Genomic DNA, 17995 nt, shown 5'->3' on the forward strand with positions numbered 1-17995 from the left:
ATAGAAGATATACTCTTATTTTAGCCTTTCGTTAAAATAATGAAATAATGAAAATTTTGGGTATTGGTTCTCGGATAGAACATAAAGATTATGGAAAAGGAGTTGTAACGAATGTGTCTTCAAACTACTATTGGGTCACTTTTATGGAAAAGGGTTTGGAAACTATTGCCATAGATTCTGAATTTGATATCATTGAAGCACTTCAAAGTGATGTGGATACCGTTAGTTTTTTTGATATCGAAACCTCCTTGACCAAAATTTTACGCAAATGGGGCGACACCCACGAGAAGGTTGCACTGGCCGATAAATGGCGTGGGGGCAAATTAATACTCGAACCTAATGACGGTTTGGCGAATAAAGAAATTCCAATCGACACTTTTTTCCATAAAATTGTGATGGTACGCGACCGTATTCGAGTAATGGAACAAAAAATAAACAGCAGCAAAAATTTGGATGATCAAGAAAAGGTGGACTTGCAACAATACATTACGCGAATCTATGGTAGTCTCACTAGTTTTAATGTACTTTTCAAGAATAAAAGTGACCAGTTCGTTGGGGACCGTAGTAAAGGGTAAGCCATTTCAAACCTTTTTTTGAGGATATTTCTATTTAATTAAAAGCACGGTTCAAAAAAATTATACCACTTGCTTCTTTTCGCTCAAGTACTTCCAATAGCGTCGGGGTACATGTTGTGCGTGTAGTTTCGGATTAATTCTCGACCTGATATTCGTGCTTTTGAAGTAATTAGCCCATAATTCTTGATAGCTATATTCTTCAGTGATGAAGCAATCATTTCTTAAGATACTGTTCGCAAAAACTCCCTGTAAATCAAGGGAAACAATTTCCACTCCCGTTAGGTTATAAAAAATTCCATATTTACGTTTTACATCATAAATAAGCCAGTGTTGGTCTGCGTATCGAGAACGAAAATGTTTAGAAATAAGTGGTAATACATCAAAATCGGGTTCTATAGTAGCAAAATAGATGTCATCTTTGGTCAATTGAAAACGCACAAAGGCCTCCATTCGGTGTTTTTCGCGCCCCACACTTTTTGCTAATTGTACGATTTTCAAAACTATATCATCCGAGTAATCGGACTGTATCGCGAATCTTTTCGCAAAGAGCTTCCTGATGTAACGATAAAGCAACAGTTCTACATTTTTAGATTCGCTCATGAACGCAAAATATATATTTTTCAGGGCCCTATGACTTTTCTTGTCGATACCGTTCCAAACGCGCTTGGCCTTTTCTACATGGGTGAAAATAATTGTTGAATCAGAAAATAGTCCGTTTTGTTGAATGGAACTTCTTTGAATATCGACCACTTGAATTTTCTCTTCGAAGGCTACGAAGACACTGGTCAAAAATCCGTTAAAACTTCCATCGTAGATTAAAATTTTTGAGTTGTCCATAATTAATTGAATAATCGTAGTTGCGTACTAAACTTATCTCTAAACTTTCCTGAAGAATTTTGAAGGATCAGCCCTTTTATTTTAGAGGCATCCAAATCTTGATGTTTCCAACCTTGGGTGTCACAAACGATGAAATATTTTGCCCTGTTCAAAGCCACGCCTATTTTCTTCAGATGTTCCCAGTTGAGTTTTCTAAATCGTCGAGCGCTAATAATTTTGTGAATCGATTGAATGCCTAACCCTGGAACCCTAGCCAATACAATTTTATCGGCCCTGTTAATATCAACCGGAAAATAACTCAAGTTTCGCAAGGCCCACCCCAACTTTGGGTCCACATCAATATCTAAATTCGGGTGGTTTTTATTTAGCAGTTCAGCCACCCTAAAACCGTAAAAACGCAATAACCAGTCAGTCTGATATAATCTATTCTCGCGCAGCATGGGCACACTGCTTCCCATAGGAGGCAATCTCTTATCTTCTGCCACTGGAACATACCCCGAATAATACACGCGTTTCATACCATACTTCTTATAGTAATAATCAGCGGAATACATGATATCTTTGTCGGTTTCACCGGTCGCTCCGATAATCATTTGGGTACTCTGACCTGCAGGGGCATATTTGGGGGTGCTTTTAATGATTTTCTTCTCTTCTTGGTATCGCAGGATTTCATTTCTTATCTTCTGCATCGGTTTGATAAAATCTTCATGTTTCTTCTCGGGCGCCAATAGTTTCAGACCTGATACGGTCGGAACTTCAATATTAACGGAAATACGATCGGCATATAAACCGGCCTCTTTCATCAATTCTTCACTGGCTCCCGGGATTGATTTGAGATGAATATATCCATTAAAGTTTTCCTCCGTTCTTAATTTTTTGGCTACGGATACCAGACGCTCCATGGTATAATCAGGACTTTTAAAGATACCAGAGCTGAGAAAAAGACCTTCGATATAATTACGCCTGTAAAAGTTAATGGTAAGATCGACGATTTCCTGAATTTTAAAGGCGGCCCGTTCAATATCATTGCTTCTACGCGAAACGCAGTAGGCACAATCAAAAATGCAGTAGTTGGTCAGTAAGACCTTTAAAAGGGATATGCATCTACCATCTTCGGAATAACTGTGGCAAATTCCCATGCCCGAGCTATCGCCCAGACCTTTATTTGTATTGGTTCTTTTGCTTCCACTACTTGAACACGATACATCGTATTTAGCGGCATCGGCCAATATGTTGAGTTTTTGCTTTATCCTTTCAAATTGCATAATAGATGTAATTATTCCAAAAATATGGATATATTCCTAAATATGGAAATATTCCATAAAATATTTTGGACTTATTCCAAATACAATTATATTTGAGAGCCGTTGAATGTAGTTTCACTTAAAAACACACATATTTCGATGGTGGAAGACAATAAAATAGCAATTATGGAAAATGAGCTTACGGTGAAGCGTTTTACTGAAGTAAGAAGGAATTTGGGATTTACCCAAGCGGAATTTGCAAAACTTCTTGGTGTTTCCAATACGACCGCAGACATTGAGCGTGGGCGTACCAAACTATCCGGAATGGTAGTCGCACAGCTCTTGAAGCAGTTTAAGATAAATCCGTTATGGCTTTTTGGAGAAAGCGAGAATCAATATTTGGAAACGTCCAAGACCAGCGTTATACCTAAAGTTATAACCGTTGATTCGGAAGACAGGGAGAATATGGTACTTGTGAACGCAAAGGCGGCTGCAGGATACCCCCAAAATATTCAAGATACCAGTTGGTATCGTCAATTACCGGCGTTCGACCTTCCTATTCCGGAATTTCGCAATGCCACTTACAGAGGTTTTCAGGTAGAGGGCGATAGTATGTTGCCCAATTTAAAACCAGGGGAATGGGTTTTGGCGCGTGCCATCGAACATATCGACGATGTGAGTCCTAATAAAATGTATGTCGTGGTCTTAGAAGACGCCGTTCTGGTTAAAAAAGTGGAAAAGCGTCCCAATTCAAACAATATCACCTTGGTTTCGCTGAACGAGGCGTATCCGCCTTATGAGATTAAGCCTTTTCAAATTCAGGAAATTTGGCAGGTCAGTAGTAGAATTACATTTGGCGAAGATGCCAATACCGAAAAAGGCCTGCTAAAGCAACTGCAAGAATCGATGGATGAGCTTAAAAGCCAACTCAAGCACGTCAAAAAAGTATAGGATTAGGGGACTTCGGTCAATTTCAACGTGTAGAGGCCGCTATCTTTTAACGCAAATCCGAGGCTTTGATATAGGTTGATGGCGGGGGTACGATGATGTCCCGTAAACAACAAAACTTCGTCAAGGTTTTTTTGCCTTGCTTCCTGTAACAATTTTTCCATAAGCTTTCTACCGATTCCCTTCCCCCTATAGGCGGAATCTACGACCACATCCTCCACCATGCCTTTATACCCGGATATTACCGTATAGATGGCCATGGATGCAATTCCGATAATCTCATCCTTATCTCTACAGCATACAATGAATACGTCGTTTCCCTGTTCGAAAATTTCACGTAAAGGTCGCTGTTTCAGCGTTGCGTTCAGTTGGGTAAAGAGCGTGTTCACTCGTTTTTGCACCATCTCGTCAATTTGGGAGGCCTTTAAAGGTTCAATAGTCATCATAATCAAATATACTAAACTATTCGGCTTGATCTTGCGCTACCTCCTAAGGTCAATATCCGACCGCCATATCGTCCCCACGCTTATCCGCACCACCTTCAAGACTCCCATCAGGTAAGACGCGAATAGCATCAACCTTACCTATGATGGGCGTATATTCTTCGTTAATATGGTATCCTTTGGATTTTAATCCTTCCTTTAGCCCCGTTGTAAAACCCTCTGGTTCAAAAATAATAACATCAGGAAGCCATTGATGATGAAATCGGGGAGCGTTCACGGCCTCTTGCATACTCATATTGAACTCGTACGCATTCAATATCGTTTGAGCAACTGCGGTGATAATGGTCGAACCTCCCGGAGTACCCACTACTAGCCATAGTTTGCCGTTCTTTTCAACGATTGTCGGCGTCATGCTACTTAACATCCGTTTTTCAGGGGCGATACTATTGGCTTCGGCACCGATAAGTCCGAACATATTGGGTACACCGGCCTTTGCGCTGAAATCATCCATTTCATTGTTCAAGAAAAATCCGAGTTCATCACAATATAGTTTGGAGCCATAGGCTCCGTTAAGTGTTGTGGTGGCTGCAACCGCATTTCCATATTTGTCCACAATGGAATAGTGTGTTGTTTCCATGCTTTCTGAGATTTCTACGCTTCCTTCTTTGATTTCAGAGGATGGAGTAGCTTTTGCGAATGAAAAATTTTCCATACGTTCCTTGAGGTAACTTTGGCTCAGCAATACATCCAAAGGAATATCTACAAAATCAGGGTCCCCTAGAAAATAGTTACGATCGGCATATGCCCGTCGGGCAGCCTCGGTGAACAGCTGGATGGCCTCTTCCGAATTATGGTCAAAATCTCCAATTTGATAGGGTTCGATCATTTTAAGGATCTGATTGATAGTAACCCCACCACTGCTGGGTGGGCTCATCGAAATGATGCGCAACTCTTTGTAAGAAAATATAATGGGCTGTCTCCATTTGGCTTCGTAGTTCGCAAGATCTTCTTCAGTGACAAAACCACCTTTTTCCTGAATAAAATCAGCCAACACCTTTGCGGTTTCCCCTCTGTAGAAACCATCTTTTCCTTCCCGGACGATACGTCGCATGGTTTGTGCAAGAGCAGGGTATCTAACGGTATCGAAGGCTTTGGCCATGATAGGAAAAGTCGTCGTACTATCGTTTACCTCTAGGATCAAATCTCTGGACCTTTCAAAGCTTTTAGCTTGGTTTTCGGTCACAACGACCCCTTTTTCTGCCAGTTCGATTACGGGCTCAAAAATAACAGCTAACGGAAGAGAGCCGAATTTTTTGTGAACGGCCAGTATTCCTGCTACCGTGCCGGGCACTCCTATGGCCGTTGCTCCTTTTGTACTCATGTCCGGAATGACCTTACCCAAAGAATCCAAATACATATCCTTATGTGCCGCCAAAGGTGCTTTTTCCCTGTAATCTAGTCCGCCGACATCACCATCGTTCTTCCGGTAGACCATAAACCCACCGCCTCCCAGATTACCTGCGAAAGGGAAGGCCACCACAAGTGCCATTTCGGTAGCGACCATGGCATCGAAGGCATTACCTCCTTTTTTCAGGATTTCAATTCCGATTCGAGAGGCCTCTTCCCGGGCGGAAACGACCATCGCTTCCGGCGTAACAAGACCCGTAGGGGTGGCTGGCTGCTTTTTACAATGAACAAAAAATAGGAATGTCCCAATTAGAAAATAGAGGTGTGAGAGTTTCATTGGCTTTTGAATATTAAAAGGTGGCTTACCTAACAAAAATAGGACGGCAAGTCATGCCAAATTCCTAAAAATTAGTAGCTTTTATTTTCGTTTTGCTAATCTAGGGAGATAAATTTTTGCCTTGAGAAAACAATCAATTCTTCAAAAAAATCCGTGAACTCTTTTTCAAAAGAGCCATAATGTGCTTCAAGATCTAAGATGGCGAAATTCATTTTTGATTTATTTTGGGTACGTCTATTCATGCCGTTTAATACCTTACTGATTCCTTCCTTTGTAGCGTAGTTAAAAATCCAATTATCTGCAATCATATACGGCATCATTCTTTTAACTCCTATGGGAAGGATATCATAATTATCCTCCAGTAGATCATAGAAACTGTCGACAAAATCACCAAGCGGAGTGTCGGAATAGTGTTTCCAGTTCTTGGCTAAAAAATGATCGTAAAAAATGTCAACAATTACCCTACTGTAATGACTATAGTTATGGTGCAAACGCTTACTGCTTATCCTAGGAATCGGGTGGGCATCGGTAAAAGTGTCAATCTCTCGGTGCAACAAAATACCCTGTTGAATGCGTTGGGGAAGGTGGCCGAATTTGTTGCCACGGATACTGTCGGCAATGAAATTCCCAAGTGTAATATCCGTATCCTCAAAAGAGAGGTAAATATGTGCCAAAAAGTTCATGGTCTGAATTTACAAATTGCAGGATTAGTATTCACGCCAGACCCTTATATTTGCAAAAACTTTTTCACAACATGACCTTAATCAAATCGATTTCAGGAATTAGAGGAACCATTGGTGGTGAACCCGGCAACAATTTAACTCCGTTAGACGCTGTAAAGTTTGCAGCATCTTATGGCAGTTGGCTAAAGGATTATTCCAAAAAAGAAAAGCTTAAGGTGGTGATTGGTAGAGATGCTCGATTATCAGGTGAAATGATTCAAAATCTAGTGGTCTCTACTTTGGTCGGTCAGGGTATCGATGTAATCGATCTAGGCCTTTCGACGACACCAACCGTAGAAATTGCGGTTCCGATGGAAAAAGCAGATGGTGGTATCATATTGACAGCTAGTCATAACCCGAAACAGTGGAACGCCTTGAAATTGCTCAACGAAAAAGGAGAGTTTTTAAATGCCGAACAAGGGGCTAAAATTCTTGAAATAGCAGAGGAGGAGGGTTTTGAGTTCGCGGAGGTCGATGATCTGGGCCGTATTACCAATAACGATTCCTATATCGATATTCATATCGATGAAGTATTGAACCTTGACTTGGTAGACGCGGACACCATCAGAAAAGTAGGTTTCAAAGTGGTGGTCGATGGAGTTAATTCTACGGGGGGGATAGCTATTCCCAAATTATTGGAGGAGTTAGGAGTAGAGGTAGTGAAGCTCTATTGTGATCCTACCGGTCATTTTCCGCACAACCCGGAACCTTTGAAGGAGCATTTGGGTGATATTTCTTCTAAAGTAATTGAAGAAGGGGCCGATTTTGGCATCGTAGTCGATCCGGATGTGGACCGTCTCGCGTTTATCGACAATATAGGGGAGATGTTCGGGGAAGAATATACGTTGGTCGCATGTGCGGATTACGTCTTGGGTAAAACTAAGGGGAACACCGTTTCAAATCTTTCTTCTTCGAGGGCCTTACGTGATATAACCGAAAAGCATGGCGGAACCTATGAGGCGGCGGCCGTGGGGGAAGTGAACGTGGTTACCAAAATGAAAAAAAACAAAGCTATTATTGGAGGAGAGGGCAATGGTGGAATCATATATCCAGCGAGCCATTACGGTCGTGATGCCCTGGTAGGCACCGCGTTGTTCTTAATGCTCATGGCTGAAAAGGGAGGCACCGTTGCCGAACTGCGGGCCAGCTATCCGTCTTATTTTATGGGCAAGAAGAAAATACAGCTTACTCCAGATTTAGATGTCGATGGGCTATTAAAAGCCATGGCGCAAAAATACGCCAAAGAGGAAATTTCGACCATTGACGGTGTAAAGATCGATTTCGCTGAGAATTGGGTGCATTTAAGAAAATCGAACACCGAGCCGATTATCCGAATTTATACGGAAGCCAAAAGTCAAGAAGAAGCGGATAGGCTAGGAGACCGTATAATTTCCGAAATAAAGGAAATAGCAGGCTTTTAACAAGTTAGAAAAGAAACATAGTGGTGCGCATTGTAATCTTTACATTTTTATTCTTTTTCACCCATATCAAGGGCCATTCCCAAAACGGGAAGGATACCCTTCGAGTAATGACATTCAACATACTTCATGGGGCAACGGTTAAGAATGACTTTAATTTAGACACTATTGCTGGCGTAATCCAAAGCTTCCAACCGGATCTAGTGGCACTTCAAGAGGTAGATTTCAAAACCAAGAGGGCAAAAGGCTATGACCTACCCACCGAATTGGGTTTTCGGACCGGAATGGTTTCCCTTTTTGCTAGGGCCATGTACTACGATGGTGGTGAGTACGGGGAAGCCATATTATCACGATATACTTTAGTTGGTAGCGAAAACCTTGATTTGCCCCATTTACCGGCTTCCGAACCTAGAGCAGCCCTTGTTGCACGTATAAAGACAAGTAAGGGAAACACAATTCAATTTGTGGGGACACATTTGGATCATCTGAATGAAAATACGGATCGAAAAATGCAGGCCAAGGCCTTAATAGATAAGCTGGGCGATACGCCGTACCCTACCATTATTGCCGGTGATTTGAATGATGGCGCTCACAGCGAGACCCTGCAAATTTTAAAAACGAAATTTTCAAAACCACAAATTTCTGAAGCCCTTGTGAATACTTGGCCTTCCGATGCACCAAAGCGAAACCTAGATCATATATTGTTCAACAGAACTGAACAGTGGGAGGTGTTAGATTACACCGTTCACTGCGAAAATTATGCCTCCGACCATTGTGTTGTCACAGCGACCCTCGTTTTCACTCCTTGATAGCAGTTTTGTTCAGAAAGTGTGCACGATTTAGTTTTGCGGTCTTGTGGTTCCCCGTATGATGCCACCCAGGTGGATTGAAGATATATTTGATTTTGTTGAAAAATCCTGGAGCGTTCGCCACGTCTCTGGCCAAAGCTACAATTTCACCAAAATAGACGTCGAAAAAATTACCTGAGTTCATTTCACGTGTAATACCGTATTCAATTTCAATGTCCTTTTCTTCCTCTTGATAGGTTCCAAAAACTTTATCCCAGATGTTAAGTAAATTGCAAAAGTTGGTATCCATATACAACGGATTTCTCGCGTGATGTACCCTATGATGTGAAGGAGTCAGTATCACTTTATTCAAAAAGCCAAGTCTTCCATCTTTCAAAAGGTTTTCTCCGATGTGAATGAACGCTCTCCAGGTACCATCGATGAACATAATTAAAAAAAGCAGTTCAGGTTGTACCCCTAATAAAATACAAACTGTAGTTCTAATGGAATCAGCGTACGGAGCTTCTAGGAAAAAATGGGCATGGGTCACCGACAAATTCATATCCTCAGGGGCGTGATGCGTAGAATGAAGACACCAGAATAGACGTACCTTATGGCCCCAGTAGTGGTATAGAAAATGTCCGAATTCCCAAACGATGTATCCGTAAATAAACCAATACCACGTCAGTTCTGTTTGAAAGGGAGCCATGGGCTGCAATAAACCAATAAGATAGGTGACCATGGCAATGGCAATAAACCTGCCTATAAATCTGTTGAAAACATATATTAAAAAATTGACCTTATAAACCTTAGTTTGCGGTTTTTTATAAATAAAACCCAAAACTAATTCCAACAATAAGAGTAAGGGAATAATCGGGTAGATTAATGAAGCTATACCATCATAGGTTCGGAACTGGGAAAAATCTCCGGATTTCAAAATATCCCATGCTTGTTGTATCCCTAAAAAAATCGCGATCTCATTAAAAAAGGTTTCGATAAACTCCATATCGTTCAATTTGGTAGTTCGAAATTATGTAAAAATAAAAAAAGGTAAATCTGATATCCAAAGGTCTATCGAAACTTCTCGGGAACGTCGTTCCTATGTTTCCACCTTCTGTGGGTCCATAAATAGTGTTCAGGCTTTTCTGAAATTTGCTGTTCTACCAGTCTCAGAAACTTATCTGTTATTTCGTGAGCTTCAGTTGTCGCCCCGGCATAAGTAATAGGTATGAGTTCAGCTTGATAATAGCCTCTTTTGACTTTCGAAACCTTTAGAAAAAAAACGGCTAGATCTAGTTTTCGTGCCAAAATCTCTCCTCCACCGATAACAGGCACGGTGACTCCCATGAAATCCGTCCAATAGTAAGCGAGATGCTTTTGCGGCGATTGATCGCTAACCATTCCGTAAGTACTTCTTACCTCATTTTTTTGGTTTAAAATGGCAGTTTTAACGACTTGCTTTTGAGTCAATAAGGTCGTGTTCCATTTGGCCCTTACTTTTCTAACCCAACGGTCAAAATAGACATTGCCGATTTTTTGGTATACCGCATACCCTTTGGATTCTACATAATTGTTAATGCTTACGTTCCATTCCCAGTTTGCGTAGTGGGCACAAAGTATAATAATACTCTTTGTTTTTTCTATTTCCTTTATTTCTTCAATGTTTTGTATGGCATAGCGCTTTTCTACTTCAGCTTTTGAAAGATTCATGGTCTTGACCATCTCAATGAACATATCACACATATGCCTAAAAAAACTCTTTTGGAGCGTGTCGATCTCTTTTTTCGATTTTTGAGGGAAGACCAGTTCAAGGTTCTCACGAACTACGTTTTTTCGATAACCCACCACATGGTACACGATAAAAAAAACGAAATCCGAAAAAGCATAAAGCAAAGGTTGGGGAAGAATAGATATAAGCCATAGTAGGGGATAGGCTAAAATGAAAACGAGCAACTGCATAGTTGATTTTTACTGGGCAAATATAGCTATATTTGAACCGATAATAAGAGAATTTCATGTATGACATACACCTGGCGACCATTGGGATTATCGCCGCCAATATTTTGACTTCCATTAAGGGTTTCAATGATTCATCATTTTTCGAACGGTATAAATTCAATATTTCTGCCATCAAGGCAGGACAAAAAGACCGAACCATAACAAGTGGTTTCTTGCATGTTGATTTTGCCCATCTTTTCTTCAACATGTTTACCTTATATTTTTTTGCCAATGTTGTCATTTTTTGGTTTGGAGCCATTAAATTTCTAGGAATCTATCTGGTAAGTTTGGGTGCGGGAAGCTTATTGGCTCTATTTTTCCATCAAAAGGAACCCTATTATAGTGCCGTTGGAGCTAGTGGTGCAGTTACTGGAATCCTATATTCTGCTATTCTGCTGCAGCCTAATATGCAACTTGCCCTCATGTTCATTCCGATACCTTTGCCCGCTTACGTTTTGGGCATTGGCTATTTATTGTACTCTATCTATGGCATGAAGAATCGCCTAGGAAATATTGGACATACCGCACACTTCGGTGGCGCAGTAGGGGGGTACGTTAGTACCCTTTTATTCAAGCCCGATCTTATTTTTACCGATACTTGGATGGTATTACTGCTTGCCCTTCCTATTATTATCCTGTTTGTTATGGAAAAAATGGGAAAGATTTAATTCAAAAAAATAACATAGCATCATATTTTTTAGGCTATTCATCGAAAAAACGAAGGTGCCAGTATACCTAAATGTTAATTTTGTCGTTTAGTTAGAACCCAAATCTAATTGAAGTAAACCTACTTAACATGAAAAAAGTTTCACTTGTCGCCGTGGCGGCAACTTTCTTTGCACTTTCCTGTAGTGATGAAACCACAATTTATAAAGATACTGAAGATGATATTTCAATCGAAGGAAGTTCGTCCGTTCTTGAAAGCAGCATACTTTTAGACGAGGCCGGTGTTATAGAGATCGCCGACGAAAACCGTATTACCGGAAAAACGGCCAAAGGGGCTGCAGAGGAAATGGCCGGTGACTATCCCTTGACCTTGGTGGCCCGAATCGATCCGCCATCGTATAGCGGAGGTGAGAACCTTACGGCGTCGCACGTATATATCGACGGGGATTTTGCCTATGTATCTTACAATACCGTGGAGGATGGGTACGCGGGAGCGATTGATATTGTTGATGTAAGCGACCCTAACGAACCACGTGTAACTTCAAGATTATATTACACTAATGCCGATATCAATTCAATAGCATATTCTGATAGTTACGTGTATGCTGTAGGAGGCGTAGATTCCGAAAAATCCGTACGGGCCACCGCCAATTCATTTGTGGTCAAAATTCCTGCCTCCAATGGAAGAATGAACGTTAGTGGGGATTTGCTCTACGGCTTTCAAGAAGGTTTCAATGCTACCGACATTAAGGTAACATCGAATGCGGTTTTAGTAACGAGTGGAAAAGACGGGCTGTTAACCGCCTACAACAAATCAGACCTGACCATATTGAACGATGTTTCCTTCGCTGACTTGCGCTCTGTGGCTGTCGATAACAACACTATAGCCATATTGGATGGTAGTACCGGTGTTAGTCTTTTAGACAACAATCTTAATCTCACCAAAGAAATTGCTATTGATTCAGACTTTGGGCTTTACAGCAAAAGGACCTTAGCCCTTAGCACTGACGAAATTGTGGTCTCAGAGGGTTCGAAGGGAGCTGGAATATATAATAGGTCGACAGGTGCCCTATTAGAGCATGTACCTATACTTATAAACCCCGAAGGGGTCGCACCGAGCGACATTGTAACGAATGCCGTTGCAATCAATGAAAATGTCTTATTAATGGCCAACGGAGGGGCGGGCCTTAGTCTATCGGAAGATCAAGGTGATAATACCGATTTAGTCGGGGTTATTGAGCTGACCGGTTCTATAAACTACGTGGCATCGAAAGGAGATTATATTTTCGCCGCTTCCGGGAAATCGGGACTACAGATCGTAAAATTAAACAGACCAAGTGAGAGCTTGGCGACACGATGCTCATCGCTACCCTTCTATTTCGGTAGTTCAAATCTCAACGTAAATACGGGGGAAACCAAAGAATATAGCGGAGCGAAATGGTTTAACACCATTAATGTGAATGGCTCTTTATTGCTCTGTGGTATTTGGACCGTGAGTAACAATACCACTATTAATGAAAGCGGTTTGTTCGAAATGAGCGGAAGCTTGACCATCGGACGAAACAATAAGCGAAAAAACATCACTGTAAACAAGAATGCCACTTTACGAATTGAAGGGAACCTTACCGTCTATGGAGATATAATACTTAATGACGGGGCAACCATAGAATTTTTAGGTGACGATAACGTGGTCAATGTATTTGGACGTGTTCGAAAGAATGGTAATACAACCGTTCAAGGTGCATTTGACGATTTGCGAGGGGCCTTTTAACCCGAAAACAACGAAAAATCAATTTAAAAAAAGCCCCGATTTTCTATCGGGGCTTTTTTAAGTTCGAAGTATTTTGTGCTATTGTAAAAGCTCGGCTACTTTGGCTTCTAAGGCAGGGCCTCTTAGATTCTTCGCCACAATAATTCCGTTCTCATCCAACAAAAAAGCCGCAGGTATTGCATCTACATTATAGAGCCTTGCAATTGGATCATTAAAATAAGCCACATTGGAAACATGGTTCCATGCCAAACCATCGTCGGCAATGGCTTTTTTCCAGGCATCTTCTGTTCTATCCAATGAAACCCCTAAAATGTTCAGCCCTTTGTCATGAAACTTTTCGTATACTTTAACCACATTAGGATTTTCGGCCCTACACGGTTTGCACCATGCGGCCCAAAAGTCGATCAAGGTCACTTTTCCCATCACATCTTTTAGGGCAAGTTCTTTTCCTTCCGGATTTGGCGCCGAAAATTCAGGAGCTTTGGCTCCGATAGATGTGTTCTTTTCATTGGCTTCCCTCTGCATTACCATCTCCAAATTTTGTGCGACCATCGTCGCCGCTTTAGATTTTTTAATTTCAGGGGAAAGACCATCGTATAACGACTGGGCTTCACTGGCCGTTACACTACCTTGCCCGATGGCCCGGTCTATCAGTAGCACTGAAATAAGGGCATCAGGATGATTCTTAATGAAATCAAGTTCGAAATTTTTGTATTCTTCCTGAAGTTCGGCCATCTCGTCCCTTAGAGCGTTAGCAGTGGCTTCATCTGCCTTCGTCATGTCTTGTTGTATAGATTGGGCCTGCTGCGTGAGATCCTTTTGTGCTTCCATGAAATCGGTAAAAGTATCGTTTTGAGGGGTACCGCTTACCTCTGCAAAACTTAGGCTATCTTTTTGGGCAGAAAATTGAATTTCACCATTTTCTACAATGACCGCATGATATCCCATCAAATTATCGATAAAGACGTATTGCATTTCAGGTGTTTCGGTTTGTCCTTTAAAAACAAATTTACCATTTTCGACAGTGGTTGAATCGATATCCACAGGTTGGTTATCCTCCCCAATTCCCCTTAAAAACACTGTGGTTCCGTTTTCTACTTCGCCGCTGATCGTTCCATTTATAGTATAACCCGCCGACTGCTGGTTACAGGCCAGGACGGCGAAAACAATACAAACAGATAGTACTAACTTTTTCATCATTTTTATTTAAGATTCGGCAAATGTAGGTATATCTTAGAACATAAAAAAGCCCTTAACATCTACATGTAAGAGCTTTTAACATCTTGTTAATACCGTGGGTCTCAGAACTGGTAACGTACCCCTAGGGCAATGTCAAAATCAAAATTATCAGAAAACTCGTCATAACCGATAATTCCAATTTCCGGTCTAAAATCTAAAGAAAGTAGTAGCGGAAAGTCAAAGTTATATTCAATTCCTACATCACCAGCGGCAAAAACAAATAGACCTCCATCGGGACTATAAGGTAGGTTGTTCCTCAGTCTAGGTTCGAAGTCCACGTTACCAAGTCCACCACCGAAGCCGTAAAACCACTGGAACCCTCCATCGATGGGGAGTACCCACTGATACAGTCCTGCCAACTTGAAGGCATTGTAATAACGACTATCTCTCCAGCCCAAGTCCAGTTCTAGTCGATTATACCTTCGAATTTGCTTTTGATAAGATATTTCAGCTCCGAAACCGTCGCTGTCACCCAATCTAAGCCCAAGGGCATGATTTGAAATTTCTTGTGCGTTTGCTGAAAAAGCAATCAAAATCAAGGTGCCAAAAAGTACTTTTGATAATTTCATACGTGTAATTTTAAAAAACGGGTAAATTGCGAAAAGAGACCCGTTTCATAGTTTCGTTCAAAGATTTATAACTTAATTTTGCTATCAAAATTGTTTAGAGTGCTTAAAAACTTACTTCAAGAACTAGAACCGAATCTAGAGGGTGAATTGCTACAAGATGGGCTTTCCAAGGCTCTTTATGCAACAGATGCTTCGGTGTACCGAAAAATCCCATTGGGTGTGGCCTTTCCCAAAACTTCTGAGGATATAAAGAAACTAGTTGTCTTCGCAAGGCAGCACAAGGTCGGACTCATACCTCGAACAGCGGGTACCTCTTTGGCCGGGCAATGTGTGGGTGACGGTATTGTGGTCGATGTTTCGAAATATTTTACGAAAATCATCAATTTAGATGAGGAAAAGAGGCAAGTAACGGTTCAACCAGGAGTAATCAGGGACGAACTAAATCAATTTTTGCATCCCTACGGCCTCTTTTTCGGACCGAATACCTCCACAGCCAATCGTTGTATGATCGGGGGCATGGTCGGAAATAATTCTTCGGGTACCACATCCATTCAATATGGAGTAACCCGTGATAAGGTTGTGGCCCTTAAAACCATACTTTCCGATGGCACCGAGGCGGAGTTCAAGGCGACATCCGAAGCTTTTTTTCGGAATAAAATGAAAGACGATACCCTTGAAGCACTTATTTATAAAAACGTATTTAAAGAGCTTTCAAACAAGAGTGTACAAGAAAATATAAAGAAGGAATTCCCGAAAACAGAAATCCATCGTAGAAATACCGGTTATGCGGTAGATGAACTACTCAACAACAGTCTTTTTGGAGAGGTCGAGGCTGAATTTAACATGTGTAAGCTACTTAGCGGTAGCGAAGGAACTTTGGCCCTTACCACCGAGATCACTTTACAGCTCGATGAAATACCGCCACCATTGTCAGCTATGGTGGTTACCCACTATAGCACCTTGGAAGACTGTCTCGCGGATGTGGTTCCTGTAATGCAACACAAGCTTCATCTATGTGAAATGATGGACAAAGTTATTTTAGATTGCACCAAGAACAATCGCGAACAGCTGAAAAACCGTTTTTTTGTAGAAGGGGATCCCGCAGCATTGCTCATGCTGGAAATAAAGGCTAATACCGAAGCAGAGCTGGAGCTGCAGTTGAAAGAACTTGAAAGTACGATACGCCTTTCAGGCCTCAGTTACGCCAATCCGGTGCTGCGGGGTGCAGATATTTCAAAGGCCATTGAACTGCGCAAGGCCGGACTCGGTTTGTTGGGTAATATGGTCGGAGATCGAAAGGCCGTGGCCTGTATCGAGGATACCGCAGTGGCTTTGGACGATTTAAGGGCTTTTATTGGAGAATTCACCAAGATTATGGAGCGATATGACCAAGATGCCGTGTATTACGCCCATGCTGGTGCCGGTGAATTGCATCTTCGGCCTATATTGAACCTAAAGAAATCTGCTGATGTTGGAATGTTTAGGGGAATTACGACCGATGTAGCCAAACTGACCAAGAAATATCAAGGTTCGTTCAGTGGTGAACATGGTGATGGTATCGTAAGGGCCGAGTTTATTCCCTTGATGATAGGAAATGAGAATTACGAACTACTTCGTAGAATAAAATCGTATTTCGACCCGCACCATATTTTCAATCCAGGAAAAATTGTGGATGCTTTTCCTATGGATGAGTCTCTGCGTTACGAAGTAGATAGATCAGAACCCCAAATTGCGACCGTATTAGATTTCTCGGATAGTGAGGGGATTTTAAAAGCAGCAGAAAAGTGTAATGGTAGCGGTGACTGTAGAAAAACCCATCATATGAACGGGGGCATGTGTCCGAGTTATCATGCGACCAAGAATGAAAAAGACACCACCAGAGGACGCGCAAATGCCTTACGTGAGTTTTTAACGGTGTCCGATAAAAAGAACAGGTTTGATTCCACAGAACTTAAGGAAGTTTTCGATCTCTGTTTAAGCTGTAAGGCCTGCGCAAGCGAATGTCCTAGCAATGTCGATGTGGCCACATTAAAAGCGGAGTTCCTCTATCAATATCAAGAGGCCAACGGTTACCCGGTCCGGAATAAATTATTTGCCTACAATACGACATTAAACCGTCTTGGCAGTAAGGTGGCAGGTTTGACCAATGCCGTCTATGAGTCTACCTTTTTAGGCGGTCTGTTAAAAAAATCTGTAGGTGTCGCCGAACAGAGAATACTTCCGAAGGTTTCAAAATTTGATTTCAGTAAGTGTTTGAAAGATGTTGAAAAACAATATGTTGCAAAAAAACAAAAAGTAGCACTCTACATTGATGAGTTCACACGGTATCTTGATATTGAACTGGGGAGAGATGCCATTGAAGTTTTGTTAAAATTGGGGTACGAGGTGGAACTTTTCTTTGGGGAAAGCGGACGCACTTATATTTCGAAGGGTTTTCTGAAACAAGCAAAAAAGTTGGCTAACGATAATATACCATTGTTAAAAAAGTATGCAGATTCGGGAATTCCTGTTGTAGGATTGGAACCTTCTGCAGTTTTAACCTTTCGCGATGAATACAAACGGTTATGTACTGATTTGGAAACAACAAACGCTATCGCACTGAACACCTTTTTAATCGAAGAATTTCTGGCCAAGGAAATACAAAAAGGTGAAATTTCTTCGGACCAGTTCTCGAAGGAAACGAAGCGTGTCAAAATTCACAACCATTGTCACCAAAAGGCCCTGAGCAGTCAAAAGACAACTTTTGATGTTTTGAACCTGCCCGAAAACTACTCTGTCTCTATAATAAGTTCGGGCTGTTGCGGAATGGCGGGATCATTTGGTTACGAGAAAGAACATTATGAGGTCAGCATGAAAATAGGGGAGCTTAAGTTATTTCCATCGGTTCGGAAATCATCCGAAGACACCATTATTGCCGCTAATGGCACTAGTTGTAGGCATCAGATTTTTGACGGAACGAAGAGAAAGGCTCAACATCCGATATCTATTCTAAATGAGGCACTGCTTTAAGTACATCATTATCTATGGTAGGAA

General features: G+C 41.4%; 16 protein-coding genes. 7 read left to right on the plus strand and 9 right to left on the minus strand.

Annotated features, from left to right (window positions below; all coding sequences use genetic code 11):
• Positions 1–47: 47 nt before the first annotated feature.
• Positions 48–575 (plus strand): hypothetical protein, encoded by a 528-nt coding sequence (locus F2B13_RS02645; protein WP_149303035.1) that lies wholly within the window; start codon positions 48–50, stop codon positions 573–575.
• A 60-nt stretch (positions 576–635) separates the two neighbouring features.
• On the opposite strand, the gene F2B13_RS02650 is transcribed toward F2B13_RS02645, so the two are convergent.
• Positions 636–1412, minus strand: coding sequence for a TIGR03915 family putative DNA repair protein (locus F2B13_RS02650; RefSeq protein ID WP_149275733.1), 777 nt, complete (start codon positions 1410–1412; stop codon positions 636–638).
• 2 nt (positions 1413–1414) lie between these two features.
• Positions 1415–2677 carry a putative DNA modification/repair radical SAM protein gene (locus F2B13_RS02655; RefSeq protein ID WP_149303037.1) on the minus strand — a complete coding sequence of 421 codons (1263 nt, stop codon included), beginning with the start codon at positions 2675–2677 and terminating at the stop codon, positions 1415–1417.
• Positions 2678–2842: 165 nt separating this feature from the next.
• Here F2B13_RS02655 and F2B13_RS02660 point away from each other — a divergent pair, with 165 nt between their 5' ends.
• Positions 2843–3607, plus strand: coding sequence for an XRE family transcriptional regulator (locus F2B13_RS02660; RefSeq protein ID WP_149275735.1), 765 nt, complete (start codon positions 2843–2845; stop codon positions 3605–3607).
• 2 nt (positions 3608–3609) lie between these two features.
• Here F2B13_RS02660 and F2B13_RS02665 read toward each other — a convergent pair whose 3' ends face one another.
• The 3 genes from F2B13_RS02665 to F2B13_RS02675 all read right to left on the minus strand — a co-directional run bounded on the left by F2B13_RS02665 (position 3610) and on the right by F2B13_RS02675 (position 6474).
• The gene (locus tag F2B13_RS02665; protein ID WP_232625181.1) at positions 3610–4050 is read right to left on the minus strand and encodes a GNAT family N-acetyltransferase; all 441 of its coding nucleotides are present in this window, start codon (positions 4048–4050) and stop codon (positions 3610–3612) included.
• Positions 4051–4099: 49 nt separating this feature from the next.
• On the minus strand, positions 4100–5791 hold the full coding sequence (gene ggt / locus F2B13_RS02670; RefSeq protein WP_149275736.1) for a gamma-glutamyltransferase: 1692 nt from the start codon (positions 5789–5791) through the stop codon (positions 4100–4102).
• A gap of 95 nt (positions 5792–5886) precedes the next feature.
• Positions 5887–6474 (minus strand): acyl carrier protein phosphodiesterase, encoded by a 588-nt coding sequence (locus F2B13_RS02675; RefSeq protein ID WP_149275737.1) that lies wholly within the window; start codon positions 6472–6474, stop codon positions 5887–5889.
• A gap of 71 nt (positions 6475–6545) precedes the next feature.
• Between F2B13_RS02675 and glmM the strand changes: the two genes are divergently transcribed.
• Together glmM and F2B13_RS02685 are read left to right on the plus strand one after the other, a co-directional pair.
• The gene (glmM, locus tag F2B13_RS02680) at positions 6546–7934 is read left to right on the plus strand and encodes a phosphoglucosamine mutase (RefSeq protein WP_149303039.1); all 1389 of its coding nucleotides are present in this window, start codon (positions 6546–6548) and stop codon (positions 7932–7934) included.
• A 107-nt stretch (positions 7935–8041) separates the two neighbouring features.
• On the plus strand, positions 8042–8740 hold the full coding sequence (locus F2B13_RS02685) for an endonuclease/exonuclease/phosphatase family protein (protein WP_149275739.1): 699 nt from the start codon (positions 8042–8044) through the stop codon (positions 8738–8740).
• Here the strand turns inward: F2B13_RS02685 and F2B13_RS02690 are convergent.
• Positions 8730–9725: a sterol desaturase family protein gene (locus tag F2B13_RS02690; RefSeq protein ID WP_149303041.1), complete on the minus strand. Its 996-nt coding sequence runs from the start codon at positions 9723–9725 to the stop codon at positions 8730–8732. The genes F2B13_RS02685 and F2B13_RS02690 overlap by 11 nt on opposite strands.
• A gap of 65 nt (positions 9726–9790) precedes the next feature.
• Positions 9791–10678, minus strand: coding sequence for a lysophospholipid acyltransferase family protein (locus F2B13_RS02695; protein WP_149275741.1), 888 nt, complete (start codon positions 10676–10678; stop codon positions 9791–9793).
• Between the two features lie 56 nt (positions 10679–10734).
• Between F2B13_RS02695 and F2B13_RS02700 the strand changes: the two genes are divergently transcribed.
• Complete coding sequence (locus F2B13_RS02700; protein WP_149275742.1) at positions 10735–11385, plus strand: rhomboid family intramembrane serine protease; 651 nt, start codon at positions 10735–10737, stop codon at positions 11383–11385.
• 128 nt (positions 11386–11513) lie between these two features.
• Positions 11514–13154, plus strand: coding sequence for an LVIVD repeat-containing protein (locus F2B13_RS02705; RefSeq protein ID WP_149303043.1), 1641 nt, complete (start codon positions 11514–11516; stop codon positions 13152–13154).
• 78 nt (positions 13155–13232) lie between these two features.
• Here the strand turns inward: F2B13_RS02705 and F2B13_RS02710 are convergent, their stop codons facing one another.
• Positions 13233–14354, minus strand: coding sequence for a TlpA disulfide reductase family protein (locus F2B13_RS02710; protein WP_317131631.1), 1122 nt, complete (start codon positions 14352–14354; stop codon positions 13233–13235).
• Between the two features lie 101 nt (positions 14355–14455).
• On the minus strand, positions 14456–14962 hold the full coding sequence (locus F2B13_RS02715) for a hypothetical protein (RefSeq protein ID WP_149303045.1): 507 nt from the start codon (positions 14960–14962) through the stop codon (positions 14456–14458).
• Between the two features lie 99 nt (positions 14963–15061).
• On the opposite strand from F2B13_RS02715, the gene F2B13_RS02720 reads away from it, so the two are divergent.
• A complete protein-coding gene (locus tag F2B13_RS02720; RefSeq protein WP_149303047.1) occupies positions 15062–17971 on the plus strand; it encodes an FAD-binding and (Fe-S)-binding domain-containing protein in 2910 nt (969 codons plus the stop codon).
• Positions 17972–17995 lie beyond the last annotated feature (24 nt).

The organism is Pareuzebyella sediminis (assembly GCF_008367235.1).
Classification (GTDB): Bacteria; Bacteroidota; Bacteroidia; order Flavobacteriales; family Flavobacteriaceae; genus Pareuzebyella; species Pareuzebyella sediminis.